We start from the raw sequence: 26,468 nt of genomic DNA on the forward strand, positions 1-26,468 counted from the left end.
CTTGTAGATCGAGGGCTTGCGGAACCGCACCACGCTGGCGTCAGACGCCCGCGGTCAGCCCACGCGAGGACAGCGCGGCCTGGATCCGGTCGCCGACCTCGTCGATGCCACCGAGGCCGTCGACGTCGACGACGAGCCCACGCTCGCCGTACGCCGCCACGATCGGAGCGGTCTGCTCGGTGTAGACCTGCTGCCGACGACGGATGGTCTCCTCGTTGTCGTCACTGCGGCCCTGTTCCTCGGCGCGCTTCAGGAGGCGGCCGACGAGCTCGTCCTGGTCGGCGACGAGCTGCACGACCGCGTCGATGCCGGTGCCCTGCTCGGCGAGGAGCGCGTCGAGGTACTCGACCTGCCCGACCGTGCGGGGGTAGCCGTCGAGCAGGAAGCCGTTCTCGGCGTCGGCCTCGTGCAGACGCGACTTCACGAGCTCGTTCGTGAGCGAGTCGGGGACGTAGTCGCCCGCGTCCATGATCGCCTTCGCCTGGACGCCGAGCGGGGTGCCCTCTGCGACGTTCTTGCGGAAGATGTCGCCCGTCGAGACGGCGGGGATCCCGAACGCGTCGGCGATGCGACCGGCCTGGGTGCCCTTCCCGGCTCCGGGAGGTCCGACGATGATGAGACGTGCGCTCAACGGAGAAGCCCTTCGTAGTGACGCTGCTGCAGCTGCGAGTCGATCTGCTTCACGGTCTCGAGGCCGACACCCACGATGATGAGGATGCTCGCGCCGCCGAACGGGAAGTTCTGGTTCGCACCGAAGAACGCCAGCGCCGCCAGCGGGATCAGGGCGATGAGACCGAGGTACAGGGAGCCGGGCAACGTCACCCGGGTGAGAACGTAGTCGAGGTACTCGGCCGTCGGACGACCGGCCCGGATGCCCGGGATGAAGCCGCCGTACTTCTTCATGTTGTCGGCGACCTCTTCGGGGTTGAAGGTGATCGCGACGTAGAAGTACGTGAAGCCGACGATGAGCAGGAAGTACAGGACCATGTAGAACCAGTTGTCACCCGAGGTCAGGTTGTTCTGGATCCAGGTCACCCACGCCGCCGGCTCGCTGCCGTCGGAGGGCTGGTTGAACTGCGCGACCAGGGCCGGCAGGTACAGCAGCGACGAGGCGAAGATGACGGGCACGACGCCGGCCATGTTCACCTTGATCGGGATGTACGTGTTGTTGCCGCCGTAGGTGCGGCGACCGACCATGCGCTTGGCGTACTGCACGGGGATCCGCCGCTGCGACTGCTCGACGAACACGACGGCCATCATGATGACCAGGCCGACGAGGATGACGAACAGGAACAGCTCGAAGCCGTTCGACTGCTCGATCGCCCAGAGCGCCGAGGGGAACTGCGCCGCGATGGACGTGAAGATGAGGAGCGACATGCCGTTGCCGATGCCGCGCTCGGTGACGAGCTCGCCCATCCACATGATGAGGCCGGTACCGGCGGTCAGGGTGACGACCATGAGCATGATGGCGTACCAGCTGTCGTTCGAGATGATCGACGAGCAGGAGGCCGAGGCGTTGGTGCCGAACAGGGCGCCGGAGCGGGCGACCGTGATCAGGGTGGTGGACTGCAGCACGCCGAGCGCGATGGTGAGGTAGCGCGTGTACTGCGTCAGCTTCGCCTGACCGGACTGCCCCTCCTTGTAGAGGGCGTCGAAGTGCGGGATGACCACGCGGAGCAGCTGCACGATGATCGACGACGTGATGTACGGCATGATGCCGAGCGCGAAGACCGAGAGCTTCAGCAGCGCGCCGCCGGAGAACAGGTTGATCAGGTCGTACAGACCCTGCTGCGACGAAGCGCTGGCGAGACAGGTCTGCACGGATGCGTAGTCGACGAACGGCGCGGGGATGTACGACCCCAGGCGGAACAGCGCGATGATCGCGAGGGTGAAGCCGATCTTCTTGCGAAGATCTGGGGTGCGCATGATGCGCGCGACCGCTCTGAACACGAGGACTCCGAACTTCTGGGACCGGCGGCCCGTCGAGGGGCCGTCACCGGTGTGGTCGGCAGGACCGACCTGGCCGGCGGACGCCGACCACTGTCAAGGAAACCGTAACGGCGGCCCGTGCGCAAACGCACGGGCCGCCGACGGGGTTACTGGGAGACGGTGCCGCCAGCAGCCGCGATCTTCTCGGCGGCGGACGCCGAGACCTTGTCGACCGAGACCGTGAGCTTCACGCTGATGTCACCCTGACCGAGAACCTTGACCTTCTCGTTCTTGCGGACGGCGCCCTTGGCGACCAGGTCCGCGACGGTGACGTCGCCACCGTTGGGGTAGAGCTCCGCGATCTTGTCCAGGTTCACGACCTGGTACTCGACGCGGAACGGGTTCTTGAACCCGCGGAGCTTCGGGGTGCGCATGTGCAGCGGCATCTGCCCACCCTCGAAGCCGACCTTGACCTGGTAACGAGCCTTCTGGCCCTTGGTACCACGGCCGGCGGTCTTGCCCTTGGAGCCCTCACCACGACCGACGCGGGTGCGAGCCTTCTTGGCGCCCTCTGCCGGACGGAGGTGGTGCAGCTTCAGGACCTGCACGCGCTCGTTCTTCTCGTCGCTCATGCGTCGACCTCCTCGACCTTCACGAGGTGCGCGACCGTCGCGACGTACCCGCGGTTCTGGGCGTTGTCCTCACGCAGGACCGTACGGCCGATGCGCTTGAGACCCAGGCTGCGGAGCGTGTCGCGCTGGTACTGCTTCTCGCTGATAACGGACTTCGTCTGCGTGATCTTCAGCATCGCCATCACGCACCTGCCTTCTCGGACGCGGCACGCAGAGCAGCGGCCTCGGCCTGGAGCAGACGGTCCGGGACGACCCGGTCGACGGGGAGACCGCGACGGCTTGCGACCGCACGGGGCTCCTCGAGCTGCTGCAGCGCCGTGACGGTCGCGTGCACGATGTTGATGGTGTTCGACGAACCGAGCGACTTGCTCAGGACGTCGTGGATACCGGCGCACTCGAGGACGGCGCGGACCGGACCACCGGCGATGACACCGGTACCGGCAGCGGCCGGACGGAGGAGCACGACGCCGGCAGCGGCCTCGCCCTGCACCGGGTGCGGGATCGTGTTGCCGACGCGCGGGACGCGGAAGAAGTTCTTCTTCGCTTCCTCGACGCCCTTCGAGATGGCGGTCGGGACCTCGCGGGCCTTGCCGTAGCCGACACCCACGAGACCGTTGCCGTCACCGACGACGACGAGCGCGGTGAAGCTGAAGCGACGACCACCCTTGACGACCTTGGAGACGCGGTTGATGGTCACGACGCGCTCGAGGAACTGGCTGTCGCCACCCCGACCGTTGCGGTCGTTGCCACGGCCGCCACCCTGCTGACGGTCGCGACCGCCACCACGGCGGCCACGGTTGTCGGCGGAGTCGCGGTTGTTCGATGCCGAACCGGCTGCGGTCTCGACGGGGCGCTCGACGACGGGGACCTCGGGCTCCTTGGCCGCGGGGGCCGTGGTGCTCGTGGCCTCGGCCTCGGTCGCCTCAGCGGCCTCGGTCGTTTCGACGTTGGCGTCTTCGTTCGTGTTCGCGATGTCGCTCACAGGTTCAGCCCTCCTTCACGGGCACCATCGGCGATCGCGGCGACGCGACCGGCGTACTTGCTACCACCGCGGTCGAAGACCACGGCCTCGACGCCAGCGGCCTTCGCGCGCTCGGCGAGGAGTTCGCCGACACGACGGGCCTTGGCGGTCTTGTCGCCGTCGAACGTACGGAGGTCGGCCTCCATCGTCGACGCGCTGGCCAGCGTGTGGCCCTTGGCGTCGTCGATGACCTGGACGAACACGTGACGCGCCGAACGGGTGACAGCGAGACGCGGACGGGCCTCGGTGCCGGTGATCTTCTTGCGGAGGCGGTTGTGACGGCGCGCCTTGGCGGCCGACTTGCTCTTGCCTCGTGTCTTGAGGAGACCCATGATCACTTACCTGACTTTCCGGCCTTGCGGCGCACGATCTCGCCGGCGTAGCGGACACCCTTGCCCTTGTAGGGCTCGGGCTTGCGCAGCTTGCGGATGTTTGCAGCGACCTCGCCGACGGACTGCTTGTCGATGCCGTTGACGGTCAGCTTGTTGTTGCCCTCGACGGCGAAGCTGATGCCCGCGGGCGGCTCGACCGTGATCGGGTGGGAGTAGCCGAGCGCGAACTCGACGTTGTTGCCCTTCGCCTGCACGCGGTAACCGGTGCCGACGACCTCGAGGCCCTTGGAGTAGCCCTGGGTCACGCCGACGATGTTGTTCGCGATGAGGGTGCGGGTCAGGCCGTGCAGCGCACGCGAGCTGCGCTCGTCGTCCGGACGGGTGACGAGGACCTGGTTCTCCTCGACCTTGGCCTGGATGGGCTCGGCGACGACGAGCGCGAGCTCGCCCTTCGGGCCCTTGACCGCGACGTTCTGACCATCGATGGAGACGGTCACGCCAGCGGGGATGTCAATGGGAAGACGTCCGATACGAGACATTGTCGATCACCACACGTAGGCGAGGACTTCCCCACCCACGCCCTTCTGCTCGGCTTCACGGTCGGTGAGCAGTCCCGACGAGGTCGAGAGGATCGCCACGCCGAGGCCACCGAGGACCTGGGGGATCTCCGTCGACTTCGCGTAGACCCGGAGACCGGGCTTCGAGACGCGCTTGATGCCGGCGATCGAACGCTCGCGCTCGGGGCCGTACTTCAGGTCGATCGTGAGGGTCTCGCCCACGCGGGCGTCCTCGATCTTCCACTCGCTGATGTAGCCCTCGCGCTTGAGGATCTCAGCGATGTTCTTCTTCAGCTTGGAGCTGGGAAGCGAGACGGCGTCGTGGTGCGCCGAGTTCGCGTTCCGCAATCTGGTCAGCATGTCTGCGACCGGATCGGTCATCGTCATGATGGTCGTCCATTCTTCGCCTGGTTTCGACACCCGTTCCACGAATGCCGACCTGAGCGATCGGGTGATCCTGGGGCGATTCCCCTGGATCGTTGTGTTCGTGCGTGCGGGCCGGAGGACGTGAATCCTCCGGCCCGCACCGCCCGAAGTATCTTAGACCGTCTGCTCGGCAGAACGGAACGGGAACCCGAGCTGGCGGAGCAGCGCGCGGCCCTCGTCGTCCGACTTCGCGGTGGTCACGACGGTGATGTCGAAGCCACGCACGCGGTCGATGCGGTCCTGGTCGATCTCGTGGAACACGGACTGCTCCGTGAGACCGAACGTGTAGTTGCCGTTGCCGTCGAACTGCTTGTCGCTGAGACCGCGGAAGTCGCGGATGCGGGGCAGTGCGAGGGTCACGAGACGGTCGATGAACTCCCACGCGCGGTCACCACGGAGGGTGACGTGCGCGCCGATGGCCTGGCCCTCACGCAGCTTGAACTGCGCGATGGACTTGCGGGCCTTCGTGACCTGGGGCTTCTGACCCGTGATCGCCGTGAGGTCCTTGATGGCCCCCTCGATGATCTTCGAGTCGCGAGCGGCCTCACCGACACCGGTGTTCACGACGACCTTGACCAGGCCGGGGACCTGGTTGACGTTCGCGTACCCGAACTGCTCGGTGAGGGCAGCCTTGATCTCGTTCTTGTACTTCTGCTTGAGGCGCGGCTCGACCTTGGTCGCCGGCGCGGCAGTCGTGTCGGTCATCAGAGCTTCTCACCCGACTTCTTGGCGTAGCGGACTCGGACGGTCTTCTTGACGCCGTCCTTCTCCACCTCTTCGTTGCGGAAACCGACGCGGGTCGGCTTCTTGGTCTTCGGGTCGACGATGGCGACGTTCGACACGTGGATCGGAGCCTCGTGCTGCTCGATGCCACCGGTCTTCGAGCCGCGCTGCGTCTGGCCGACGCGGACGTGCTTCGTGACGAAGTTCACGCCCTCGACGACGACGCGGTTCTTGTCCTTGAGGACCTCGATGACCTTGCCCTGCTTGCCACGGTCACCGCCGCGCTCCTGCTTGGCACCCGTGATGACCTGGACCAGGTCACCCTTCTTGATGTTCGCCATGGCTTACAGCACCTCCGGCGCGAGCGAGATGATCTTCATGAACTTCTTGTCACGGAGCTCGCGACCGACCGGACCGAAGATGCGCGTGCCGCGCGGGTCGCCGTCAGCCTTGAGGATCACTGCCGCGTTCTCGTCGAACTTGATGTAGGAGCCGTCCTGACGACGGGTCTCCTTCTTGGTGCGAACGATGACCGCCTTGACGACGTCACCCTTCTTCACGTTGCCGCCGGGGATGGCGTCCTTCACCGTGGCGACGATGACGTCACCGAGACCGGCGTAGCGACGACCCGAGCCACCGAGCACGCGGATGGTCAAGATCTCCTTGGCACCCGTGTTGTCGGCGACCTTGAGGCGGGATTCCTGCTGAATCACTGCTGTCTCCTATTCCGAAGCAGGCCGGGGCCTACTTGGCCTTCTCGAGGATCTCGACCAGGCGCCAGCGCTTGGAAGCGCTGAGGGGACGGGTCTCGCTGATCACGACGAGGTCGCCGACACCAGCGGTGCCGAGCTCGTCGTGGGCCTTCACCTTGGACGTGCGACGGATGATCTTGCCGTAGAGCGCGTGCTTCACGCGGTCCTCGACCTCGACCACGATGGTCTTGTCCATCTTGTCGCTCGTGACGTAGCCACGACGCGTCTTGCGGTAGCCGCGAGCGGAGGCGGCGGAGGTCTTCTCTTCGTTCGCCATTACTTCTCCTCGGCGGTCTCGGCCTCGGCCGACTCAGCCGGCTTCTCAGCCTTCTTGGTCGTCTTCTTGGCCTTGGGGGCGGTCTCGACGGGCGCGGGAGTGGCACGGATGCCGAGCTCGCGCTCGCGGAGGACGGTGTAGATGCGAGCGATGTCGCGCTTGACGGCACGGAGACGACCGTGGCTCTCCAGCTGGCCGGTGGCCGACTGGAAGCGGAGGTTGAAGAGCTCCTCCTTGGCCTTCTTCAGTTCGTCAGCAAGACGCTCGTTCTCGAACGTGTCGAGCTCCGTCGGACGGAGCTCCTTGGAACCGATCGCCATTATGCGTCGCCCTCCTCGCGCTTGATGATGCGTGCCTTGAGGGGCAGCTTGTGGATTGCACGGGTCAGCGCCTCACGGGCGATGTCCTCGTTGACGCCGGAGAGCTCGAAGAGCACACGGCCCGGCTTGACGTTGGCGACCCACCACTCGGGGGAACCCTTACCGGAACCCATGCGGGTCTCGGCGGGCTTCTTCGTGAGCGGACGGTCCGGGTAGATGTTGATCCACACCTTGCCGCCACGCTTGATGTGACGCGTCATGGCGATACGAGCGGACTCGATCTGACGGTTGGTCACGTAAGCGGGCGTCAGCGCCTGGATGCCGTAGTCACCGAACGACACCTTGGTGCCACCGGTGGCCTGGCCCGAACGCTTCGGGTGGTGCTGCTTGCGGTGCTTGACTCGACGGGGAATAAGCATGGTTACGCCTCAACTCCTGCGCCGGCCGGCGCGTCCTGCGGGGCCTGCTGCTGACGGCCGCCACGGTCGCCGCCACGGCGGTCGCCGCGCTCGCCACGGGGGCCGCCACGACGCTCCGGGCGCGACGAACGCTGGTTCGCCTGCTCGCGAGCGAGCTCCTTGTTCGTGATGTCGCCCTTGTAGATCCAGACCTTCACGCCGATGCGGCCGAACGTGGTCCGGGCCTCGTAGAAGCCGTAGTCGATGTTCGCGCGGAGCGTGTGCAGGGGCACGCGGCCCTCGCGGTAGAACTCCGAGCGCGACATCTCGGCGCCGCCGAGACGACCCGACACCTGGATGCGGACACCCTTGGCGCCGGCGCGCTGCGCACCCTGCAGGCCCTTGCGCATGGCGCGACGGAACGCGACACGAGCGGAGAGCTGCTCGGCGATGCCCTGCGCGACGAGCTGGGCCTCGGTCTCGGGGTTCTTGACCTCGAGGATGTTGAGCTGGATCTGCTTCTTGGTGAGCTTCTCGAGCTCGCCACGGACGCGCTCCGCCTCGGCGCCACGGCGACCGATGACGATGCCCGGACGCGCGGTGTGGATGTCCACGCGGACGCGGTCACGGGTGCGCTCGAGCTCGATGCGGGCGACGCCGGCGCGGTCGAGGGTCTTCTTCAGGTACTCGCGCACCTTGATGTCCTCGGCCACGTAGTCGGCGTAGCGCTGACCCGGCTTCGTGCTGTCGGTGAACCAGTGCGAGACGTGGTCCGTCGTGATCCCGAGACGGAAGCCGTACGGGTTGACCTTCTGGCCCATTACTTGCTCGCCTTCTTGCTCGTCGCGGCAGCCTCGACCTCATCCGGCGTCGCGAGGACGACCGTGATGTGGCTGGTGCGCTTGTTGATGCGGAAGGCGCGGCCCTGGGCGCGCGGCTGGAACCGCTTCAGGGTCGTACCTTCGTCGACGAAGACGCGGCTCACGTAGAGGTCGCGCTCGTCGAGGAAGCTGTTCGTCGAGTCCGCCTTGACCCGTGCGTTCGCGATCGCCGAGGCGACCAGCTTGTACACGGGCTCCGAAGCGCCCTGGGGGGCGAACTTCAGGATGGCGAGGGCCTCGTGGGCCTGCTTGCCGCGGATCAGCTCGATGACGCGACGGGCCTTCTGAGGCGTGACGCGGATGTGTCGCACGCGTGCGATCGACTCCACCATTTCGTTCCTCCTCTGCGTCGCCGCCTTAGCGGCGACGGCCCTTCTTGTCGTCCTTCACGTGACCACGGAAGGTGCGGGTCGGCGCGAACTCGCCGAGCTTGTGACCGACCATCGACTCGGTGACGAACACCGGGATGTGCTTGCGGCCGTCGTGCACGGCGATCGTGTGCCCGAGCATGTTCGGGATGATCATCGAGCGACGCGACCAGGTGCGGATCACGTTCTTGGTGTTGGCCTCGTTCTGCGTGACGACCTTGCGGAGCAGGTGCTCGTCGACGAAGGGGCCCTTCTTCAGACTGCGTGGCATCTTCTGAACTCCTACTTGCGCTTCTTGCCGGCGTTACGGCGACGGACGATGAGCTTGTCGCTCGGCTTGTTCGGCTTGCGCGTGCGACCCTCGGCCTGACCCCACGGGCTGACCGGGTGACGGCCACCGGAGGTCTTGCCCTCGCCACCACCGTGCGGGTGGTCGACCGGGTTCATCGCGACACCACGCACGGTCGGGCGGACGCCCTTCCAGCGCATGCGGCCGGCCTTGCCCCAGTTGATGTTCGACTGCTCGGCGTTGCCGACCTCGCCGATCGTGGCGCGGCAGCGTGCGTCGACGTTGCGGACCTCGCCCGACGGCAGACGGAGCTGCGCGTAGGGGCCGTCCTTGGCGACGAGACGCACCGAGGCGCCGGCCGAACGCGCGAGCTTGGCGCCGCCACCGGGGCGGAGCTCGATCGCGTGCACGACGGTACCCACGGGGATGTTGCGCAGCGGCAGGTTGTTGCCCGGCTTGATGTCCGCGCCGGCGCCCTGCTCGATGACGTCGCCCTGCTTGAGCTTGTTCGGCGCGATGATGTAGCGCTTCGTGCCGTCCACGTAGTGCAGGAGCGCGATGCGCGCCGTGCGGTTCGGGTCGTACTCGATGTGCGCGACCTTGGCGTCGATGCCGTCCTTGTCGTGACGACGGAAGTCGATCACGCGGTACTGACGCTTGTGGCCACCACCGATGTGACGGGTGGTGATACGGCCGGAGCTGTTGCGGCCACCGGTCTTCGGCAGCGGACGAAGCAGCGACTTCTCCGGCGTCGAACGGGTGATCTCAGCGAAGTCGGCGACCGACGAGCCGCGACGACCGGGGGTCGTCGGCTTGTAGTTACGAATAGCCATGATTTATCCCTCTGGTCCTCAGCCGACAGCCGTGAAGATGTCGATCGAACCGGACTTGAGCGTCACGATGGCACGCTTGGTGTCCTTGCGCTTGCCCATGCCGAAGCGCGTGCGACGGGTCTTGCCCGGACGGTTCAGCGTGTTGATGCTCGCGACCTTGACGTCGAAGATCTTCTCGATGGCGAGCTTGATCTCGGTCTTGTTCGAACGGGGGTCCACGATGAACGTGTACTTGCCCTGGTCGATCAGGCCGTAGCTCTTCTCCGAGACGACCGGCGAGATGATGATGTCGCGCGGGTCCTTGTTGAAGCCGCTCATGCGGAGATCTCCTTCGCGGTCTTCGACGCGATGAAGGCGTCGAGTGCGCTCTTGCTGAAGACGAGCGCGTCGGCCTTGAGCACGTCGTAGGCGTTGAGCTGGCCGTACGAGAGCGCGTGGACGTTCGGCAGGTTGCGGATCGACTTGAGCGTGAGCTCGTCGTCCTGCTCGAGCACGACGAGCACGTGCTTGACGGGCGCGACCTTCTCGATGAGCGTGCGGGCGGTCTTGGTCGACGGCACCTCGGCCGCGACGAAGCCCTCCACAGCGGAGATGCGGCCACCGCGGGCGCGGTCCGAGAGCGAGCCGAGCAGAGCAGCGGCGATCATCTTCTTCGGGGTGCGCTGCGAGTAGTCGCGCGGGGTCGGTCCGTGGACGACGCCACCGCCGGTGTGCTCCGGAGCGCGGACCGAACCCTGACGGGAGCGGCCGGTGCCCTTCTGCTTGAACGGCTTGCGACCAGCACCGCGGACCTCGCCGCGGTTCTTGGTCTTGTGGGTGCCCTGACGCGCGGCTGCGAGCTGCGCGGTGACGACCTGGTGGATCAGCGGGACGTTGGTCTCGACGTCGAAGAGCTCGGCGGGGAGCTCGACGGTGCCGGACTTGACGCCCGATGCGTCGAGGACGTCGATCGTGGTTGCGGTCGTGGTGGCCATGATCACTTACCCTTCACGGCGGTGCGGACGAAGACGGAGCGACCGCGAGCACCGGGGATCGCGCCCTTGACGAGCAGCAGACCCTTCTCGGCGTCGACGGCGTGCACCGTGAGGTTGAGGACGGTCACACGCTCGCCACCCATGCGACCCGCCATGCGCATGCCCTTGAAGACACGCGACGGGGTCGACGAAGCACCGATCGAACCGGGCTTGCGGTGGTTGCGGTGGGCACCGTGCGAAGCGGACACACCGGCGAAGCCGTGGCGCTTCATGACACCGGCGAAGCCCTTGCCCTTGGAGGTGCCGACGACGTCGACCTTCTGGCCCGCCTCGAACGTGTCGACGGTGAGCTCCTGGCCGAGCGTGTACTCAGCGGAGTCGTTGGTGCGGATCTCCGTGAGGGTGCGGCGCGGGGTGACCCCGGCTGCCTCGAAGTGGCCGGCGGCCGGCTTGTTGACCTTGCGCGGGTCGATGGCGCCGGCGGCGATCTGGATCGCCTCGTAGCCGTCGCGCTCGACGTTGCGGATCTGGGTGACCACGTTCGGGCCGACCTCGATCACGGTGACGGGGATGAACTTGTTGTTCTCGTCCCACACCTGGGTCATCCCGAGCTTCTTGCCGAGGAGGCCCTTGACGGTCTTGGTTGAGTTCGCCATCAGTCCAGCCCCCTTACAGCTTGATCTCGATGTTGACGTCGGCCGGGAGGTCGAGTCGCATGAGCGAGTCGACGGCCTTCGGCGTCGGGTCGACGATGTCGATGACCCGCTTGTGCGTGCGCTTCTCGAAGTGCTCGCGCGAGTCCTTGTACTTGTGAGGAGAACGGATCACGGTGACCACGTTCTTCTCGGTGGGGAGCGGCACCGGGCCGACCACGGTCGCACCGGCACGGGTCACCGTGTCGACGATCTTCCGGGCCGACGTGTCGATGACCTCGTGGTCGTACGACTTGAGCCGGATGCGGATCTTCTGTCCCGCCATGTGTCTCTTTGTCCTCTCTGCGCCGCGCACCCTCGGGCCGCCTGACGCCGCCGCCACCGTGCATTCCTGCAGGGCTTGGCTGTTTTCTGTGAACCAACCGGCCGCATCCGCTGGGGATGACCGCTGTTCTCGTGTCAACCGCGCGGGACGACCTGGGCCGTTCAGCGTGGGCATGTCGTCTCCCGCACGCTCTGGGCACAGCAGTGCCCGTCACGCTTGGTAGGGAGTCGATCGTGTTCTGCTGCCTGCGGCCCAACCCAGCCCTGCTGGACAGGGGGGTTGTGCACTGCCAGAGCAGTGATCCTGCGCACGCGAACGCGCGCGGAATTTCGGAACCGGACAAGTCTCGCATAGGCACGGCATCCGTGCAACCCGGGCGTGTCGCGAATCACGGGCGTGTCGGGATCGGCCCGCTTCCCCGGATCCACGCGGATCGAGGGCCAGGAGGCGCGGGTCGCCCCCGACGCACGACGTGCCCTCCGGAGCCGGTCCGGAGGGCACGTCGCAGGGGTCGGTCGGGACTACTCCGCGACGACCGGGGGGACGAACCACGGGGGGAAGACCGCGACCCGGGGAGCGTGTCCGCCGTGGTCCTTGAGCACGGCCTTGACCGTCTGGCGGACGCGGTCGTTGGGGACGCCGATGACCGCGACGGCGGAGAACGGCACGCTCGGGCCGGCGAGCAGCTCGAGGCCGAGCATCTCCGGGTCGGTGAAGTCCGTGCGACGGATGAGGTTCGTCGCGGCCTCGGGCCCGACCGCGAACCGGACGTCCTCGGCATCGGCGTCCTGGTCGGCGACGATGACCGACGCCCCGAAGGCCGACACCGGCACGACGAGCATGATGTACTCCGTCGCCCGGGTCCGGCGGGCCGCGTCGGACCACCGCTCGCCCTCGGCGCCGGTGCGCAGCTCGTCCCAGCGGGTCGCGTCGGGCGACAGCGTGAACGGGACGTGCGCGGCGACCGGGGAGCCGTCGGGGGCGTGTGCCTCGGCGCGGGCGGCCCGGGCAGCGGCGGAAGCGACGTCGACGACCGGCGTCACGGCGTCCGACGCGAGGATCGCACCGGACCCCACGATGTCGTCGAGGTTGTCCACGTGCGTCACGTGGTGCGCGCGGAGCGAGGCGAAGTCACGCGCCTCGGGCAGGTCGGGCACCGGGGACCGCAGCGAGGACGCCGGGGTCGCCGCCTGGCCGGGCACGGTCCGGAGCGAGGTGGTGATCCGGGTGCGGCGCGGGGTCGGGGTGGTGGGGAGTTCTGCGGCCTCGCGCTGCCGTGGCGCGCAGATGTCGCAGAGTTCGGTGGGGAATCCGTGGATGCACTCGTCAGTCACGACTGGTGGGGTCCTTCCGTGCCCGGGTGGGGGTGTTCGGGCACGAGGTCCAACGGTACGTCATCCCGGCCCCTTCCCGGTCACTGTCGGTAGAGCAGTGCGCGGACCTCCGACTCGGCCGCGTGCGTGCGGTCGGGGTCGATGGTCTCGCCGTGGTCGTAGGCGTCGAGCAGGCGCGGGTCGATGTAGCTCTGCCGGCACACCGTCGGGGTGTTGCCGAGTTCCTCGCTCGCGACCTTCACCGCGTGCGACACCGCCTTCTTCCGTTTCGTCACGGACGACTGCGGTCCGGTCGCCGCGAGGTCGACCGCGGCGGCGACGGTGCCGTGCAGGGTGCGGAAGTCCTTCGCGGTGAACTCGTCACCGGCCCGTTCCTTCACGTACTCGTTGATGTCCTCGGCGGAGAGGGGCTCCCACTCGGCGCCGCGGCGTGCACGGAACGAGAGCAGCCGGGCGTTCGGTCCGCGCCGCTTCATGCCCGCGATGACGGTCGCGAGGTCCGGGTCGTGGATCGAGGACGACCACTCCTGGCCGCTCTTGCCCGGGAAGTCGAGCTCGATGTCGTCGCCGGAGACGTGGGCGTGCGCGCACAGCAGGGTGGACAGACCACGGCTGCCGTGCTCGGTGGCGTACCGCTCCGACCCGACCCGCAGGGAACCCTGGTCGAGCATCCGGAAGGCCGCCGCGAGGGCACGCTGCCGGTCGGGCTCAGGCCGCCGGAGGTCCATGGTGACCCCGCGTCGTGCGACCGGCAGGGATTCGGCGAGCGCCAGCGCACGGTCGTACTTGATGCGGTCCATCCGTTCGCGCCAGGACGGGTGGTACATGTACTGCCGCCGACCGGCGCCGTCGACGCCGGTCGCGAGCACGTGCCCGTTCTCGTACGGGGAGATCCAGACGTCGTCCCACGCGGGTGGGATGACGAGGTCCTCGAGACGCTGCCGGACAGCGGCGTCGGTGACGGTGGTGCCGTCCGGGTCGCGGTAGGAGAAGCCACGCCCGCTGCGGACGCGGTGGTAGCCGCGACCGTTGGTCGCGGAGCGGCGGAGACGGGTCACGCTCTCGATGCAACTCGCCACCGCCTGTGACCCGGCCCGGCGACGGACGGGAGGTGGGCCCCACCCGCCGGTTCCGGCGCACCGCGCCAGCGGGGTGACGGCCGAGACGGGAGGGACGGTGCCAGCCGGCACCGCGCCTCCCGTCCGCCGATGGGTCGGATCCGACCGGACTACCCGTTCGCCTGCTTCCGGCGACGCAGGAACAGGATCGTGCCGCCGGCCGCGAGGAGCAGGAGCGCCGCGATGGACCCCTGCCACGCGATGTCGGTGCCGGTGAACGCGAGCTGGCCGGTACCCGGGCCCGTCGCGACCACACCGGCGCCCGCTGCGGGGTCGGCTGCGACCGCCGGCGCGGCCGGGTACGTGATCGTCAGGGTCGCGGTGGTGCGGCTCCCGTCGTCACCCGCGACCGAGTACGGGACCGTCACCGTGCCGCTGAAGCCGGGAACCGGCGTGAACGTGATCGTCCCGTCGGGGCCCACCGTGAACGTGCCCTGCTCCGGGATCGTCACGGTGGTGACGAGCTCGCCCGTCTCCGGGTCGACCAGGCGCACGGACTCGGGGTCGATCGGGGTCGAGCCGGCCGCGTCGTTGCCGAGCACGTCGACGGTCAGCGGCTCGCCGGGGGTACCGGTCCGGGTGTCGTTCGCTGCCGTCGGCGCTGCACCGACGGTCACGGTGACCGTGGAGGAGGCCGTCCCCCCGTCGACGTCGGCGAGCGCGTACGGCACCTCGAGCGTTCCCGTGAAGCCCTTCGCCGGGGTGAAGGTGACCGCACCGGTCGTGGTGTCGACCGTGAAGACGCCCTTCCCGGGCACCGTGCGCGTCGTGACCGGTTCGCCGTCAGCGCCCAGGAGCCGGACCGACCCGGGCACGATCGACGTGCGGGCGTTGCCGGCCGTGTCGTTGCCGAGCACCGGGATCGTCACGGGGGTGTCCTGAGCGGTCCGGGCGGTGTCCGGAGCAGCGGTGGGCGCCACCGGGATGACGGTGACGGTGATGGTCGCGGTCGCCGCCACCTTACCCGTGTCACCGATCTGGTACGTGACGGTCGACGCGGTACCGGACCAGCCCTGCGCCGGGGCGAAGAGCACCGAACCGGTCGTCGGGTCGGCGGTGTAGACGCCCTGGCCGGCGACGGTCAGGGTGCGTCCGTCCTCGGACACGACCGCGCCCGCGGGCTGGCCGGTGGTCGGGAACACGACCGTCGTCGGGTCGATCGGGGTCCCGCCCCGGATCCCGGGCCGGTCGTTCGCCGGGACGGCGATCGACACGGGGGTGTTCTGCCCGGTGGTGGTGACGTCGTCCTCCGCGACCGGGCCGACCGGTGCGACGGTGATCGTGATCGTGGACGAGGTCGTGGTCCCGTCGACGTCGGCGACCTGGTAGGTCACCGCCGAGCCGACTCCGCGGAACGTCGGCTCCGGGGTGAACGTCACCTTCCCGCTGTCCGGGTCGACGACGTAGGCACCCTCACCGGGGACGGTGACCTTCCGGCCGTCCTCCGAGACCGTCGAGCCGTTCGGCTGGCCGGCGGTCGGGAACACCACGGTGGCGGGGTCGAAGGGCGTGCCCGCGTTGCCCGCGGTGTCGTCACCGAGGACGTCGACGGTGGTCGGTTCGCCCTGCGCCACCTTCGCGGTGTCCGGGTTCGCCTTCGGGGAGACCGGGGTGACGGTCACCACGATGGTGCCGGTGCCCGATTCGCCGCCGGTGTCGCCGACCTGGTAGGTCACCGGAGTGGTGGTGCCGGTGTAGCCCTGCGCGGGCGTGAAGGTCACCTTCCCGCTGTCCGGGTCGATCGTGGAGACGCCCTGTCCGGGCACGGTGATCTGCTTGCCGTCCTCCGACACGATCGCGCCGTCGGGCTGGCCGGACCGCGGGAACACCACGGACGTCGGGTCGATCGGCGTGCCGCGGTCGACGCCGGCAGCGGTGCCACCGGCGACGTCGACCGTGACCGGGGTGTTCTGCTGCGTGGTCGCGGTGTCGTCGGCCGCCTTCGGGCCCACGGGCTTCGCGGTGACCACGATCTGCGCCGTGGACGTGCCGCCGTCGGCGTCCGCCACACGGTAGGTCACCGGCGACGCGTCTCCGCGGAACGTCGGCTCAGGGGTGAACGTGACCGCACCCGTCGTCGCGTCCACGGTGTAGACGCCCGTTCCGGGCACCGTCAGCGTCCGACCATCGTCGGAGACGGCCGCGCCGGACGGCTGGCCCGCGGACGGGAACACGACCGACGTCGCGACCGTCCCGCCCTCGTCGTTGCGGAGGACGTCGATGGTGACCGCCTCGCCCTGGTCCGTGGTCGCCGCGTCGTCCTGCGCCGTGCCCCGGTAGCTGACGGACACCTGCCCCTGGGTCTGGTTCCCGCGGGTGTCCTCGACGGTGTAGGTGACCGGGGTCGGGTTCCGGGTGAAGCCGGACTCCGGGGTGAAGGTCACGGCACCGCTGCTCCGGTCGACGGTCCAGACGCCCTGGCCGGGGACGGTGAGGGTCTTGCCGCCGTCGGTCACCGTGGCGCCGGCGACGTCGGGAGCCGTCAGCTGCACGGTGGTGGCGTCGATGTCACCCGTCGCGCCCTGCAGCACGTCGACGGTCGCGGGCTGGCCGGGGGTGTTCGCGGTGGAGGAGCTGTTCTCGACCTTCGGCTTCAGCGGGTTCGAGAACGCGCAGCTCACGTCTCCGCCGGCCGTCGGGACCGTGAACGGCGCCGAGGTCCCCTTGCCGGAGGACACGACGGCGTTGCTCGTCAGGTCGGTGCAGACGTACGACGTGTCGTAGTCACCGGGGTTCGTCGCCTGGTTCCCGGGCGACTGCGTGACGGTGTAGGACTGGCCCGGCAGCAGGATGATCGGGCCCGCGGTGACGGTGTCGTTGTTGTCGGACGTGGTGGCGGTCGCCGGCTTCGGCACGTCGCCGCCGCCGACACCGATCGTCAGCTGGTCGCCGGGCTTGGCCTTCCCGTCGGTGAAGCCGCCCGACGCGGAACCGGTCGACGGCACCGCGCGCGAGCCGAGGTCCGTGACGTTCAGCGCGGTGCCACCCTGGTTGACGCTGCGCTTGGCGACGGTGCCACCGGTGACCGGGTTCACCTGCAGGAACGTGTTGGCCGACGAGCCGGCGATGTAGATGTAGCCGTCGTCGCCGAACGCCAGCGACGTCAGCGCGGCCGCCGGCGTGATGGCCGGGCCGACCGCGGTCGCGGTGGTGGCGCCCCCACCGAGGTCCTCGGCGTTGACGCGGTACAGCTGCGCCGTGCTCGCACTGCTCGAGATGAAGTACAGGTTGCCCTGCCGGTCGAAGGCGAGGTCGCCGTTGGTGCCGGGCGGGTTCGGCGCCGTCACCGAGGTGACGTTCGACGAGACGGTGTTCGTGTCCGGGTCGTACGACGTGAAGGTGAACGTCGAGCCGCTCGAGAGACCACCGAAGAAGAACTTGCCGCTCTTCGGGTCGACGCCGCCCATCTGGTTTGCGACCGACGGCGAGTTCGGACGGGTGGCGGTCTCCCACGTCTCCGTCGACGCGGTGTACTCGAACACGGTCGTGCTGTTCGTCATGAACAGCTTGTCGCCGTCGCCCGAGATGCCGATCTGGTTGAGACCGGTCGCGTTGTTCGGCGCCGTCACGGCGGGGGTCGCAGCGCCGCTCGTCCGGTCCACGGCGTACACCGTGGACGAGCCCGAGACGGTCGCGTAGAGCTGCGTCGTCGGGAACGGGGACGCGGCCGATGCCAGCTGCGGCGTCAGGAGGACTGCGCTCCCCGCGACCAGCGCGGTGACGGCAGCTCCTGCGAGCAGTCGGGCGGGGCGGCGGCGCACGGGGGCACGGTGCAGTGCAGACACGCTTGTCCTTCGGGTCGAGGATCGGCGACCCGCAGAGCGCGCGCGACAGTGTCCGCGCAGGCAGGGCCCTGCGTCGGGAGACGGCGGGTGTTCGGGTCACCACGCGTGACCGGTGCGGTCCCGCGACTCCACGGTATCGAGTCGCGGGAAACCGCAACAACACCCCGAGTGGGGTACATCGCGTCCCACCTTGTGGGGACAACTGCGCCGGTCCTCCCAGGAGGCCTCCGGCACGTCTACGCTGCCGCCATGGCGTCGTACACCGTACGTCCTCTCGACGCGTCCACGTGGGACGCCTTCGACGAGCTCTGCCGCACGAGCGACGGCTTCCCGAGCGGCTGCTTCTGCATCGGCTTCCACGACGAGGGGCCGACACGGGACGCCGCGTGCAACCGGGAGCGCAAGCACGCCCGCGTCCTCGCCGGCACCACCCACGCTGCGCTCGTCCTCGACGGGGAGCGGTGCGTCGGCTGGTGCCAGTACGGGCCGGTCTCCGAGGTCGTCCGCATCAAGAACCGTCGCGTGTACGACCGGACGCAGGTCGGTCCGGATCCCGCCTGGCGCATCGGCTGCACCTACGTCCGCGCCGGGTACCGCCGACAGGGGGTCGCCACCGAGGCGCTCGGCGGTGCGCTCGCGCTCATCGCCGCCGCCGGCGGCGGGACCGTCGAGGGCTACCCGGAACCCGCCGGGACGGTGCCGGCCGGCTTCCTCTTCCACGGCGCGCTCTCGACGTTCGAGCGGTTCGGGTTCGCGCGCCAGCGCGCGATCGGCAAGCACCGCTGGGTCGTCACCACGACGGTCGAACCGGCCTGACGATCGAACCGGGCCCGAGACGGTACTGGAGGCGCTGCGCACGTCGTGCGCAGCGCCTCCAGTCCGCCGTCGGCGTCGGACCTACTCGCCGTTGTTGCCGATCTTGTCGTCCAGGTCCTGCGCGGTCTTGTCGATCTGCTCGTCGAACTTGCCGCCCGTGACCTTCTTGATGCCGTCGGCCAGGCCGTGGATGATCTTGTCGGAGACGTCCTCCGCCTTGTCGCTCTGCAGCGCCTCCTCGATCTTGTCCTTGTTCTCGTCCACGAACGCCTTCGCGCGGTCGGTGACCTCCTCCGCCTTGGCGGAGACGTTCTTCTGGATGTCGTCGAAGCCGGCCATGCTGCCTCCCTGCCGGCCGGAGGTGACCCGGCCGCTCGATGGCCGGTCGATCCGGCCGCTTGGCCCACATCGTGCTCCGATCCCCGCGATCTGTCCGCCGAACGCGAGCGAACTCCCGGGAAACGGAAAGCGGGGCCGGACCCGAAGGTCCGACCCCGCTGACGCGTGGTAACCGGAGTTACTTGACGATCTCCTCGACCGTACCGGCGCCGACCGTACGACCACCCTCACGGATGGCGAAACGGAGACCCGGCTCCATGGCGATCGGCTGGATCAGCTCGACGGCCATCGACACGGTGTCGCCGGGCATGACCATCTCGGTGCCCTCGGGCAGCGTGATGACGCCGGTGACGTCCGTGGTGCGGAAGTAGAACTGCGGACGGTAGTTCGCGTAGAACGGGTTGTGACGCCCGCCCTCTTCCTTGGTCAGGATGTAGGCGTTCGCCTTGAACTCGGTGTGCGGCGTGACCGAACCCGGCTTCACGACGACCTGGCCGCGCTCCACGTCCTCGCGCTTGAGGCCACGGATGAGCAGACCGGTGTTGTCACCAGCCTCGGCCTTGTCGAGCAGCTTGCGGAACATCTCGATGCCCGTGACCGTGGTCTTCTGCGTCGGGCGGATGCCGACGATCTCGACCTCGGAGTTGAGGTCGAGCGTGCCACGCTCGACACGACCGGTGACGACCGTGCCACGACCGGTGATCGTGAAGACGTCCTCGATCGGCATCAGGAACGGCTGGTCGGTGGCGCGCACCGGGTCCGGCACGTGCTCGTCGACCTGGGCCATGAGGTCCTGAACGGACTTGACCCACTTCTCGTCGCCCTCGAGCGCCTTGAGCGCCGAGACCTGCACGACGGGGGCGTCCTCGTCGAACTCCTGCGAGCCGAGGAGCTCACGGACCTCGAGCTCGACGAGCTCCAGGATCTCCTCGTCGTCCACCATGTCGGACTTGTTCAGCGCGACGACGATGTAGGGGACGCCGACCTGGCGGGCGAGCAGCACGTGCTCACGCGTCTGGGGCATCGGACCGTCGGTGGCGGCGACCACGAGGATCGCGCCGTCCATCTGCGCCGCACCCGTGATCATGTTCTTCACGTAGTCAGCGTGACCAGGAGCGTCGACGTGCGCGTAGTGGCGCTTCTCGGTCTGGTACTCGACGTGCGAGATGTTGATCGTGATGCCGCGCTCGCGCTCCTCGGGAGCGTTGTCGATCTGAGCGAAGTCACGGGCCTCGTTGAGGTCCGGGTACTGGTCGTGCAGAACCTTGGTGATCGCCGCCGTGAGCGTGGTCTTGCCGTGGTCGACGTGACCGATGGTTCCGATGTTGACGTGCGGCTTGGTCCGCTCGAACTTGGCCTTGGCCACTGTGGGTCCTCCTCAGGACTCGGAGAGCATGCCCCCGGTTCGTGAACCGTTGGCGTGCAGTGTGTGTCTTTACTGTACTTGGTGGCGAGGGGCCCGTCGCCGGGCACCCCCGCCTGTGGAGAGACGCTGGAGCGTCACTCCCCCGCGTTCTTCGCGATGATCTCCTCGGCGACCTTGGCCGGGACCTGGCTGTAGGTCTCGAAGGTCATCGAGTAGACCGCACGACCAGAGGTCTTCGACCGCAGGTCGCCGACGTAGCCGAACATCTCGGACAGCGGCACGCTCGCGCGGACCACCTTGACGCCCGAGGCGTCCTCCATCGAGGCGATCTGGCCACGACGGGAGTTCAGGTCACCGATGACGTCGCCCATGTACTCCTCCGGAGTACGGACCTCGACGGCCATGATCGGCTCGAGGATCGCCGGACCGGCCTTGCGGGCCGCTTCCTTGTAGGCGATCGAACCGGCGATCTTGAACGCCATCTCGGACGAGTCGACGTCGTGCGCCGCGCCGTCCTTGAGGATGGCCTTCACGCCGACGGTCGGGTACCCGGCCAGGATGCCGACCTGCATGGCGTCCTGGATACCGGCGTCGACCGACGGGATGTACTCACGCGGGACGCGACCACCGGTGACGGCGTTCTCGAACTCGTAGACCTTCTCGGCCGTGACTTCCATCGGCTCGAGGGCGATCTGCACCTTCGCGAACTGGCCGGAACCACCGGTCTGCTTCTTGTGCGTGTAGTCGTAGCGCTCGACGACCTTGGTCAGGGTCTCGCGGTAGGCCACTTGGGGCTTGCCGACCGACGCCTCGACCTTGAACTCGCGCTTCATGCGGTCGACGAGGATGTCGAGGTGGAGCTCGCCCATGCCCTTGATCGTCGTCTGACCGGTCTCGGCGTTGAGCTCGACGCGGAACGTCGGGTCCTCTTCGGCGAGCTTCTGGATGGCCGTGGAGAGCTTCTCCTGGTCGGCCTTCGTGTTCGGCTCGATGGCGACCTCGATGACCGGCTCCGGGAACGTCATCGACTCCAGGACGACCTGGTTGGTCGGGTCGCACAGGGTGTCACCGGTGGTGGTGTCCTTGAGGCCGATGACCGCGTAGATGTGGCCGGCGGTCACGTTGTCGACCGGGTTCTCCTTGTTGGAGTGCATCTGGAAGATCTTCCCAATGCGCTCCTTCTTGCCCTTGGTCGAGTTGATGACCTGGGCACCCGACTCGATCGAGCCCGAGTAGACGCGGACGTAGGTGAGACGACCGAAGAAGGGGTGCACCGCGACCTTGAACGCGAGGGCCGAGAACGGCTCCGACGCGTCGGGCTTGCGGATGATCTCCTTCTCCTCGTCCTTGACGTCGTGGCCGATCATCGGCGGCACGTCGAGCGGGGACGGGAGGTAGTCGATGACGGCGTCGAGCATCGGCTGGACACCGCGGTTCTTGAAGGCCGAGCCGCACAGGACGGGGTAGACCTCGGACGCGATCGTGAGCTTGCGGATCGCAGCCTTGATCTCGTCCTTGGTGAGCTCCTCGCCGCCGAAGTACTTCTCGAGCAGGGCGTCGTCGGTCTCGGCGACGCGCTCGATCAGCTTGGCGCGGTACTCGTCCGCACGGTCCTTGAGGTCCGCGGGGATCTCCTGGACCTCGTACTGGGCGCCCATGGTGACGTCACCCTTGGAGTCGCCCGGCCAGACCTTGGCGTGCATCTCGATGAGGTCGACGATCCCGACGAAGTCGTTCTCGGCGCCGATCGGGAGCTGGAGCACGAGGGGCTCCGCGCCGAGGCGGTTGATGATGGTGTCGACCGTGAAGTAGAAGTCGGCGCCCAGCTTGTCCATCTTGTTGACGAAGCAGATGCGCGGGACGTCGTACTTGTCGGCCTGACGCCAGACGGTCTCGGACTGGGGCTCGACGCCCTCCTTGCCGTCGAAGACGGCGACCGCACCGTCGAGCACGCGGAGCGAACGCTCCACCTCGACCGTGAAGTCCACGTGACCGGGGGTGTCGATGATGTTGATCTGGTTGTTGTCCCAGAAGCAGGTCGTCGCGGCCGACGTGATCGTGATGCCGCGCTCCTGCTCCTGCGCCATCCAGTCCATCGTGGCAGCGCCGTCGTGGACCTCACCGATCTTGTGCGTGATGCCCGTGTAGAACAGGATGCGCTCGGTCGTCGTGGTCTTGCCGGCATCGATGTGCGCCATGATGCCGATGTTGCGGACCTTGTTCAGGTCGGTGAGCACGTCCTGTGCCACAGGGTTCCTCCGGAAGAGTTGTAGGAGAGGTTGGCGTCCGTGCGGGCGCCGGGGTTCATGACCACCGGCGCCCGGACGGTGCCGGGACTACCAGCGGTAGTGGGCGAAGGCCTTGTTCGACTCGGCCATCTTGTGCGTGTCCTCACGGCGCTTGACCGCGGCACCGAGACCGTTCGACGCGTCGAGGATCTCGTTCATGAGACGCTCGGTCATCGTCTTCTCGCGACGGGCCTTGGCGTACGAGGTCAGCCAGCGGAGCGCGAGGGTGTTCGCGCGGTGCGGCTTGACCTCGACCGGGACCTGGTAGGTCGAGCCACCGACGCGGCGGCTACGGACCTCGAGGGTGGGACGGACGTTGTCGAGCGCCTTCTTGAGCGTCGCGACGGCGTCCTGCTGGTTCTTGGCGGAAACGCCTTCGAGGGCACCGTAGACGATGCGCTCGGCGAGGCCCTTCTTGCCGTCGAGCAGGATCTTGTTCACGAGCTGCGAGACGATCGGTGCGCCGTAGACCGGGTCTGCGACGACGGGACGCTTGGGGGCGGGACCCTTACGAGGCATTGGCTCAACCCTTCTTCGCGCCGTAGCGGCTACGTGCCTGCTTACGGTTCTTCACGGCCTGCGTGTCGAGCGCACCGCGGATGATCTTGTAGCGGACACCGGGGAGGTCCTTCACGCGACCGCCGCGCACGAGCACCATCGAGTGCTCCTGGAGGTTGTGGCCCTCACCGGGGATGTAGGCCGTGACCTCGGTGCCGTTCGAGAGCTTGACACGAGCGACCTTGCGCAGTGCCGAGTTCGGCTTCTTCGGGGTGGTGGTGTAGACGCGGGTGCACACACCACGCTGCTGGGGGTTCGCCTTCAGGGCGGGCGCCTTGGTCTTGGTGACCTTCGGCGTACGACCCTTGCGAACCAGCTGCTGAATAGTAGGCAACTGTTCTCCTGGTTCTTCGCTCGTGTTCTCCGGCCGGCGCGGTCCGCCGACTTCCTCGTCCCACGCTGATCACCGCCTGACGGCGGATGACGAGTGGGGGACGGAGTGTTCCGGCCGACCGTTGGTCGGACCGGACTTTTCGGGCACGCCCGAAGGCGCACACCCGGAAGAGATTACCCGCGTAACCCGGCGAAATCAATCCGGGCGCGTCGCCCCGGAGGCGCGTGCTGAGTGCCCTGGGCGAACAGGCGTCGCGTGGGTGGTCACGCGGGGCGCGGGGCGCTCCGTCCGGCCGGGCGCGGTGGACCGGACCCACGGCCGCTGGACGGACGTGGCGGGCTGGCACCGCGCCTCCTGGACGCCCCGGGCCGCCGTCGTGCGCGGCGTCAGGAGCCCGTGTCGGACGAGCCGTTGCCCACCGCCGAGCGGAACGTCGCCCCCGCGTCCGTGAACTCCGTGACGTACCCGCTGGCGTTCACGTTCATCGGTCCGGCGGACGCCGTGCCCACCCCGCCCGGGCCGGAGATGTCCGCCGTGAACGTGGCACGCCCGAAGGACGTCGTCGTGACGAGCCACCCGTTCGACACCCACCCGCCGATCGACACGGTGGGGCGGGTGTCCAGCGTCCACTTCTGGTTCGTGTACGTGTAGGCGGCGTCCTGCCCGTAGGCGTAGAAGCTGCACCCGGCCGGTGCCGCCTCGGTCGAGGCGATGCAGCCGTCGACCCACGCGTCCACCGCCGCCTGGGCGGACCGCTTGCCCGCTGCGGTGAGCTCCGTCGTCATCGAGACGGGGCTCGAGGCGGTGCCCCCGAACCCGGTGACCGTCGCCGTCGCGGCCTTGGCGGAGTACCACTCGCCACCGTCCACCGCGACGTCGTACGTGCCGGGGAGGGCCGTGAGCGTCGCCGTGCCGTCCTTCGACGTGACCACGGACTGCCCGGCCACCGACACCTTCGTGCCCGTGGGGCCGCGCAGGCTGACGTCCACCGCACCGAGCCGCGGTGCCTCGAGCTCCCAGACCGGGAACACGCCCCAGTCGGTGCCCGTCTTGTCGAGCGTGAAGGTGGACGAGACGTCGCGCCCCGCCTGCCGCAGGTAGGCCGTGACCGTGGCGGTGTCACCGTCCGCACGCGTGGCGGCGATCCGGTAGCCCGTGACGCGGTCCTTCGCCTTCGCGTAGGCGGCCTTGGTGAGGAGCAGGTCGCGTTCGTCGTGCTCGATGCCCGCCACGTCGAGCGCGGCGCCCACCCGACCCGCCGTGAGGTCGTCGAGGAAGGCACGGACCGGACGGTCGGCGGCGTGCGTCGACGTGCCGACCGAGTAGCCGACCACGCCCGCGACCAGGAGCAGCACGACGGCCGCGCCACCCGCGACGATGCTGACGAGCCGACCGCGACCGAGTCGACGACGGGGCCGGGGCTGCGCTCCGGACGCCCCCGCCGGTGGTGCGTCCCGCGTGCCGCGGATCGAGTCCACGGCCGGGACGGATCCCCATCCGTCGGCCTGGTGCTGGTCGGTCATCGGTCCCCCGTCGTCCTGTGGTGCTGCAGGAAGACTACCGGCGGGCACCGTCATCGCCGGGCTCCGGGCGCACCCCCGACGCGCGCGACTGGTGCCGTGCTGCGGCGATCCCGCCGACGACGCACAGGAGTGCCACGACCACCGAACCGACGACGAACGGGCCGAGTGCGTAGCCGGCAGGGAACACGAGCAGCTCGGTGAGGTCGCTGCGGACCAGGCTGTAGCCGACCGCCCCGACGCCGAGCATCACCAGGTAGCAGGTCGCCGCGGCGACGAGGCCGGTGACGCCGGGGTTGCCCTCGCGGGAGCCGACGGCGGTCGCGAGGAACACCACCACGGCACCGCCGAGCACCATCGCGGGGCCGAGGTACGGGGTGGCGTCGGGCTGGGAGATGACCTCGACGTCGGCGAGGAGGGCCTCGAAGCCGGTCACCGCGATGACGAGCGCGATGAACAGGATCGACGTCATCGTCGCGATCAACCACCGGGACATGCGGTGATCGTATCGCTGGCGGGGCTCAGGCGGGGGTGGCGTCTGCGCGCTGCGGCTGGTTGGTGTGCGTCTGCTGGTCGGCGTGGGTCGGGTCGGCGTGGGTCGCCTGGTCGGCGTGCTCCTGCGTTGCGAGCTCCTGCTGGTCGGCGTGCTCCTGCGCTGCGGCGACGAGCGCGAGGGCGATCGTCGCCGTGATCACCGGGATGGACTCGGTCATCGGCGCGGCTGCGGTCGGGGCGTCGGCCGTGCTGGTCGCGTCGGGCACGCTGGTCGCGTGCGTCGCGTCGGTCGCGTGCGTCGCGTCGGTCGCGTGCGTCGCGTCGGGCGTGGTGGTCGCGTCGCCGTCGGCGTCCGGGCCCTGGAGGCGCGGCGCGGGTGCCGCGGTGAGCGTCGCCTCCGCCTCGTGGTCGCGCAGCGCCGGTCCGACGATCGGCAGGACCGCCGTGGTCGCCGGCGGCTCGGCGTGGAGGACCGGCGTCTCGGTCGACGGGGCACCCCGCTTCGCCGCATGACGGGCCCCTGCCATCTTGACGAGCACGACGACCGCGACGATCGCCCAGATGCCGTTCACGATCGTCGACGGGACGGCGTGGTGCGCCGCGACGTTGATCGCCACGGCGAGCCCGCCCACGAGGTTGAACAGCTGGTACACCGGGCCGTTCGGGAGCTTGCCCATCGAGAAGAGCAGGTAACCAGCAAGGACGGTTACGGCTCCGAACCAACCGAGGAACTCCACGATTCCAGCCAACACGCGCGACTCCGGGCACGACGAGGAACGGCCGTTTCGAGCGACCGTTCGAGAGAGGGACGAGCAGCCGCGAGCG

At 68.6% G+C, this 26,468-nt stretch carries 34 protein-coding genes; 1 reads left to right on the forward strand and 33 read right to left on the reverse strand.

Annotated features, from left to right (window positions below):
• Window positions 1-40: 40 nt before the first annotated feature.
• The 25 genes from ACIPEP_RS06665 to ACIPEP_RS06785 all read right to left on the reverse strand — a co-directional run bounded on the left by ACIPEP_RS06665 (window position 41) and on the right by ACIPEP_RS06785 (window position 17,903).
• Window positions 41-631, reverse strand: coding sequence for an adenylate kinase (locus ACIPEP_RS06665; protein ID WP_070417689.1), 591 nt, complete (start codon window positions 629-631; stop codon window positions 41-43).
• Complete coding sequence (gene secY / locus ACIPEP_RS06670; protein WP_022906357.1) at window positions 628-1,950, reverse strand: preprotein translocase subunit SecY; 1,323 nt, start codon at window positions 1,948-1,950, stop codon at window positions 628-630. Before secY ends, ACIPEP_RS06665 begins: the two co-directional genes overlap by 4 nt.
• A gap of 146 nt (window positions 1,951-2,096) precedes the next feature.
• Window positions 2,097-2,561 (reverse strand): 50S ribosomal protein L15, encoded by a 465-nt coding sequence (gene rplO / locus ACIPEP_RS06675; protein WP_022906356.1) that lies wholly within the window; start codon window positions 2,559-2,561, stop codon window positions 2,097-2,099.
• Window positions 2,558-2,743 carry a 50S ribosomal protein L30 gene (gene rpmD, locus ACIPEP_RS06680; protein WP_022906355.1) on the reverse strand — a complete coding sequence of 62 codons (186 nt, stop codon included), beginning with the start codon at window positions 2,741-2,743 and terminating at the stop codon, window positions 2,558-2,560. The genes rplO and rpmD overlap by 4 nt, the downstream gene beginning before the upstream one ends.
• Window positions 2,743-3,543, reverse strand: coding sequence for a 30S ribosomal protein S5 (rpsE, locus tag ACIPEP_RS06685; protein WP_070417687.1), 801 nt, complete (start codon window positions 3,541-3,543; stop codon window positions 2,743-2,745). Before rpsE ends, rpmD begins: the two co-directional genes overlap by 1 nt.
• Window positions 3,540-3,914, reverse strand: a complete 375-nt coding sequence (gene rplR / locus ACIPEP_RS06690; protein ID WP_031261773.1) for a 50S ribosomal protein L18 — start codon at window positions 3,912-3,914, stop codon at window positions 3,540-3,542. The genes rpsE and rplR overlap by 4 nt, the downstream gene beginning before the upstream one ends.
• Before the next feature lie 2 nt (window positions 3,915-3,916).
• The gene (rplF, locus tag ACIPEP_RS06695) at window positions 3,917-4,453 is read right to left on the reverse strand and encodes a 50S ribosomal protein L6 (protein WP_031261772.1); all 537 of its coding nucleotides are present in this window, start codon (window positions 4,451-4,453) and stop codon (window positions 3,917-3,919) included.
• 6 nt (window positions 4,454-4,459) lie between these two features.
• Window positions 4,460-4,858, reverse strand: a complete 399-nt coding sequence (gene rpsH / locus ACIPEP_RS06700) for a 30S ribosomal protein S8 (protein WP_022906351.1) — start codon at window positions 4,856-4,858, stop codon at window positions 4,460-4,462.
• Window positions 4,859-5,011: 153 nt separating this feature from the next.
• Window positions 5,012-5,602 (reverse strand): 50S ribosomal protein L5, encoded by a 591-nt coding sequence (gene rplE / locus ACIPEP_RS06705; protein ID WP_022906350.1) that lies wholly within the window; start codon window positions 5,600-5,602, stop codon window positions 5,012-5,014.
• Window positions 5,602-5,961 (reverse strand): 50S ribosomal protein L24, encoded by a 360-nt coding sequence (rplX, locus tag ACIPEP_RS06710; RefSeq protein ID WP_022906349.1) that lies wholly within the window; start codon window positions 5,959-5,961, stop codon window positions 5,602-5,604. Before rplX ends, rplE begins: the two co-directional genes overlap by 1 nt.
• Before the next feature lie 3 nt (window positions 5,962-5,964).
• Window positions 5,965-6,333, reverse strand: coding sequence for a 50S ribosomal protein L14 (gene rplN / locus ACIPEP_RS06715; RefSeq protein ID WP_017885523.1), 369 nt, complete (start codon window positions 6,331-6,333; stop codon window positions 5,965-5,967).
• Window positions 6,334-6,364: 31 nt separating this feature from the next.
• The gene (gene rpsQ / locus ACIPEP_RS06720; RefSeq protein WP_022906348.1) at window positions 6,365-6,649 is read right to left on the reverse strand and encodes a 30S ribosomal protein S17; all 285 of its coding nucleotides are present in this window, start codon (window positions 6,647-6,649) and stop codon (window positions 6,365-6,367) included.
• Window positions 6,649-6,969, reverse strand: a complete 321-nt coding sequence (rpmC, locus tag ACIPEP_RS06725) for a 50S ribosomal protein L29 (RefSeq protein ID WP_022906347.1) — start codon at window positions 6,967-6,969, stop codon at window positions 6,649-6,651. Before rpmC ends, rpsQ begins: the two co-directional genes overlap by 1 nt.
• Window positions 6,969-7,388: a 50S ribosomal protein L16 gene (rplP, locus tag ACIPEP_RS06730; RefSeq protein ID WP_022906346.1), complete on the reverse strand. Its 420-nt coding sequence runs from the start codon at window positions 7,386-7,388 to the stop codon at window positions 6,969-6,971. Before rplP ends, rpmC begins: the two co-directional genes overlap by 1 nt.
• A gap of 2 nt (window positions 7,389-7,390) precedes the next feature.
• Window positions 7,391-8,188 carry a 30S ribosomal protein S3 gene (rpsC, locus tag ACIPEP_RS06735; RefSeq protein WP_022906345.1) on the reverse strand — a complete coding sequence of 266 codons (798 nt, stop codon included), beginning with the start codon at window positions 8,186-8,188 and terminating at the stop codon, window positions 7,391-7,393.
• Window positions 8,188-8,580, reverse strand: a complete 393-nt coding sequence (gene rplV / locus ACIPEP_RS06740) for a 50S ribosomal protein L22 (protein WP_022906344.1) — start codon at window positions 8,578-8,580, stop codon at window positions 8,188-8,190. The genes rpsC and rplV overlap by 1 nt, the downstream gene beginning before the upstream one ends.
• Before the next feature lie 25 nt (window positions 8,581-8,605).
• Window positions 8,606-8,887: a 30S ribosomal protein S19 gene (rpsS, locus tag ACIPEP_RS06745; RefSeq protein WP_022906343.1), complete on the reverse strand. Its 282-nt coding sequence runs from the start codon at window positions 8,885-8,887 to the stop codon at window positions 8,606-8,608.
• A gap of 11 nt (window positions 8,888-8,898) precedes the next feature.
• A complete protein-coding gene (gene rplB, locus ACIPEP_RS06750) occupies window positions 8,899-9,738 on the reverse strand; it encodes a 50S ribosomal protein L2 (RefSeq protein WP_070417686.1) in 840 nt (279 codons plus the stop codon).
• A gap of 18 nt (window positions 9,739-9,756) precedes the next feature.
• The gene (rplW, locus tag ACIPEP_RS06755) at window positions 9,757-10,056 is read right to left on the reverse strand and encodes a 50S ribosomal protein L23 (protein WP_022903283.1); all 300 of its coding nucleotides are present in this window, start codon (window positions 10,054-10,056) and stop codon (window positions 9,757-9,759) included.
• Window positions 10,053-10,712, reverse strand: a complete 660-nt coding sequence (gene rplD / locus ACIPEP_RS06760) for a 50S ribosomal protein L4 (RefSeq protein ID WP_070417685.1) — start codon at window positions 10,710-10,712, stop codon at window positions 10,053-10,055. The genes rplW and rplD overlap by 4 nt, the downstream gene beginning before the upstream one ends.
• Window positions 10,713-10,714: 2 nt before the next feature.
• The gene (rplC, locus tag ACIPEP_RS06765) at window positions 10,715-11,368 is read right to left on the reverse strand and encodes a 50S ribosomal protein L3 (RefSeq protein ID WP_070417684.1); all 654 of its coding nucleotides are present in this window, start codon (window positions 11,366-11,368) and stop codon (window positions 10,715-10,717) included.
• A gap of 13 nt (window positions 11,369-11,381) precedes the next feature.
• Window positions 11,382-11,690, reverse strand: coding sequence for a 30S ribosomal protein S10 (rpsJ, locus tag ACIPEP_RS06770; RefSeq protein ID WP_022903286.1), 309 nt, complete (start codon window positions 11,688-11,690; stop codon window positions 11,382-11,384).
• A 521-nt stretch (window positions 11,691-12,211) separates the two neighbouring features.
• Window positions 12,212-13,024 carry a DarT ssDNA thymidine ADP-ribosyltransferase family protein gene (locus tag ACIPEP_RS06775; protein WP_070417683.1) on the reverse strand — a complete coding sequence of 271 codons (813 nt, stop codon included), beginning with the start codon at window positions 13,022-13,024 and terminating at the stop codon, window positions 12,212-12,214.
• Window positions 13,025-13,104: 80 nt separating this feature from the next.
• Window positions 13,105-14,082 carry a DNA topoisomerase IB gene (locus tag ACIPEP_RS06780; RefSeq protein ID WP_402716815.1) on the reverse strand — a complete coding sequence of 326 codons (978 nt, stop codon included), beginning with the start codon at window positions 14,080-14,082 and terminating at the stop codon, window positions 13,105-13,107.
• 170 nt (window positions 14,083-14,252) lie between these two features.
• Window positions 14,253-17,903: a beta strand repeat-containing protein gene (locus ACIPEP_RS06785; RefSeq protein ID WP_402716816.1), complete on the reverse strand. Its 3,651-nt coding sequence runs from the start codon at window positions 17,901-17,903 to the stop codon at window positions 14,253-14,255.
• A gap of 273 nt (window positions 17,904-18,176) precedes the next feature.
• On the opposite strand from ACIPEP_RS06785, the gene ACIPEP_RS06790 reads away from it, so the two are divergent.
• Window positions 18,177-18,743 carry a GNAT family N-acetyltransferase gene (locus ACIPEP_RS06790; RefSeq protein WP_402716817.1) on the forward strand — a complete coding sequence of 189 codons (567 nt, stop codon included), beginning with the start codon at window positions 18,177-18,179 and terminating at the stop codon, window positions 18,741-18,743.
• 81 nt (window positions 18,744-18,824) lie between these two features.
• On the opposite strand, the gene ACIPEP_RS06795 is transcribed toward ACIPEP_RS06790, so the two are convergent.
• The 8 genes from ACIPEP_RS06795 to ACIPEP_RS06830 form a co-directional block, all read right to left on the reverse strand.
• Complete coding sequence (locus tag ACIPEP_RS06795; protein WP_071295208.1) at window positions 18,825-19,082, reverse strand: Rv0909 family putative TA system antitoxin; 258 nt, start codon at window positions 19,080-19,082, stop codon at window positions 18,825-18,827.
• A 178-nt stretch (window positions 19,083-19,260) separates the two neighbouring features.
• Window positions 19,261-20,448: an elongation factor Tu gene (tuf, locus tag ACIPEP_RS06800; protein ID WP_070417678.1), complete on the reverse strand. Its 1,188-nt coding sequence runs from the start codon at window positions 20,446-20,448 to the stop codon at window positions 19,261-19,263.
• Between the two features lie 134 nt (window positions 20,449-20,582).
• Complete coding sequence (gene fusA / locus ACIPEP_RS06805; RefSeq protein ID WP_070417677.1) at window positions 20,583-22,697, reverse strand: elongation factor G; 2,115 nt, start codon at window positions 22,695-22,697, stop codon at window positions 20,583-20,585.
• Window positions 22,698-22,784: 87 nt separating this feature from the next.
• On the reverse strand, window positions 22,785-23,255 hold the full coding sequence (gene rpsG, locus ACIPEP_RS06810; protein WP_022903294.1) for a 30S ribosomal protein S7: 471 nt from the start codon (window positions 23,253-23,255) through the stop codon (window positions 22,785-22,787).
• A gap of 4 nt (window positions 23,256-23,259) precedes the next feature.
• Window positions 23,260-23,628, reverse strand: coding sequence for a 30S ribosomal protein S12 (gene rpsL, locus ACIPEP_RS06815; RefSeq protein ID WP_017885540.1), 369 nt, complete (start codon window positions 23,626-23,628; stop codon window positions 23,260-23,262).
• Between the two features lie 386 nt (window positions 23,629-24,014).
• Window positions 24,015-25,151 (reverse strand): hypothetical protein, encoded by a 1,137-nt coding sequence (locus ACIPEP_RS06820; RefSeq protein WP_402716818.1) that lies wholly within the window; start codon window positions 25,149-25,151, stop codon window positions 24,015-24,017.
• 34 nt (window positions 25,152-25,185) lie between these two features.
• Window positions 25,186-25,644 carry a DUF6121 family protein gene (locus ACIPEP_RS06825; RefSeq protein ID WP_070417675.1) on the reverse strand — a complete coding sequence of 153 codons (459 nt, stop codon included), beginning with the start codon at window positions 25,642-25,644 and terminating at the stop codon, window positions 25,186-25,188.
• Window positions 25,645-25,669: 25 nt separating this feature from the next.
• The gene (locus ACIPEP_RS06830; RefSeq protein ID WP_402716819.1) at window positions 25,670-26,380 is read right to left on the reverse strand and encodes a hypothetical protein; all 711 of its coding nucleotides are present in this window, start codon (window positions 26,378-26,380) and stop codon (window positions 25,670-25,672) included.
• Window positions 26,381-26,468 lie beyond the last annotated feature (88 nt).

Origin of the sequence: Curtobacterium sp. NPDC087082 (assembly GCF_044745045.1) — a bacterium.
Classification (GTDB): domain Bacteria; phylum Actinomycetota; class Actinomycetes; order Actinomycetales; family Microbacteriaceae; genus Curtobacterium.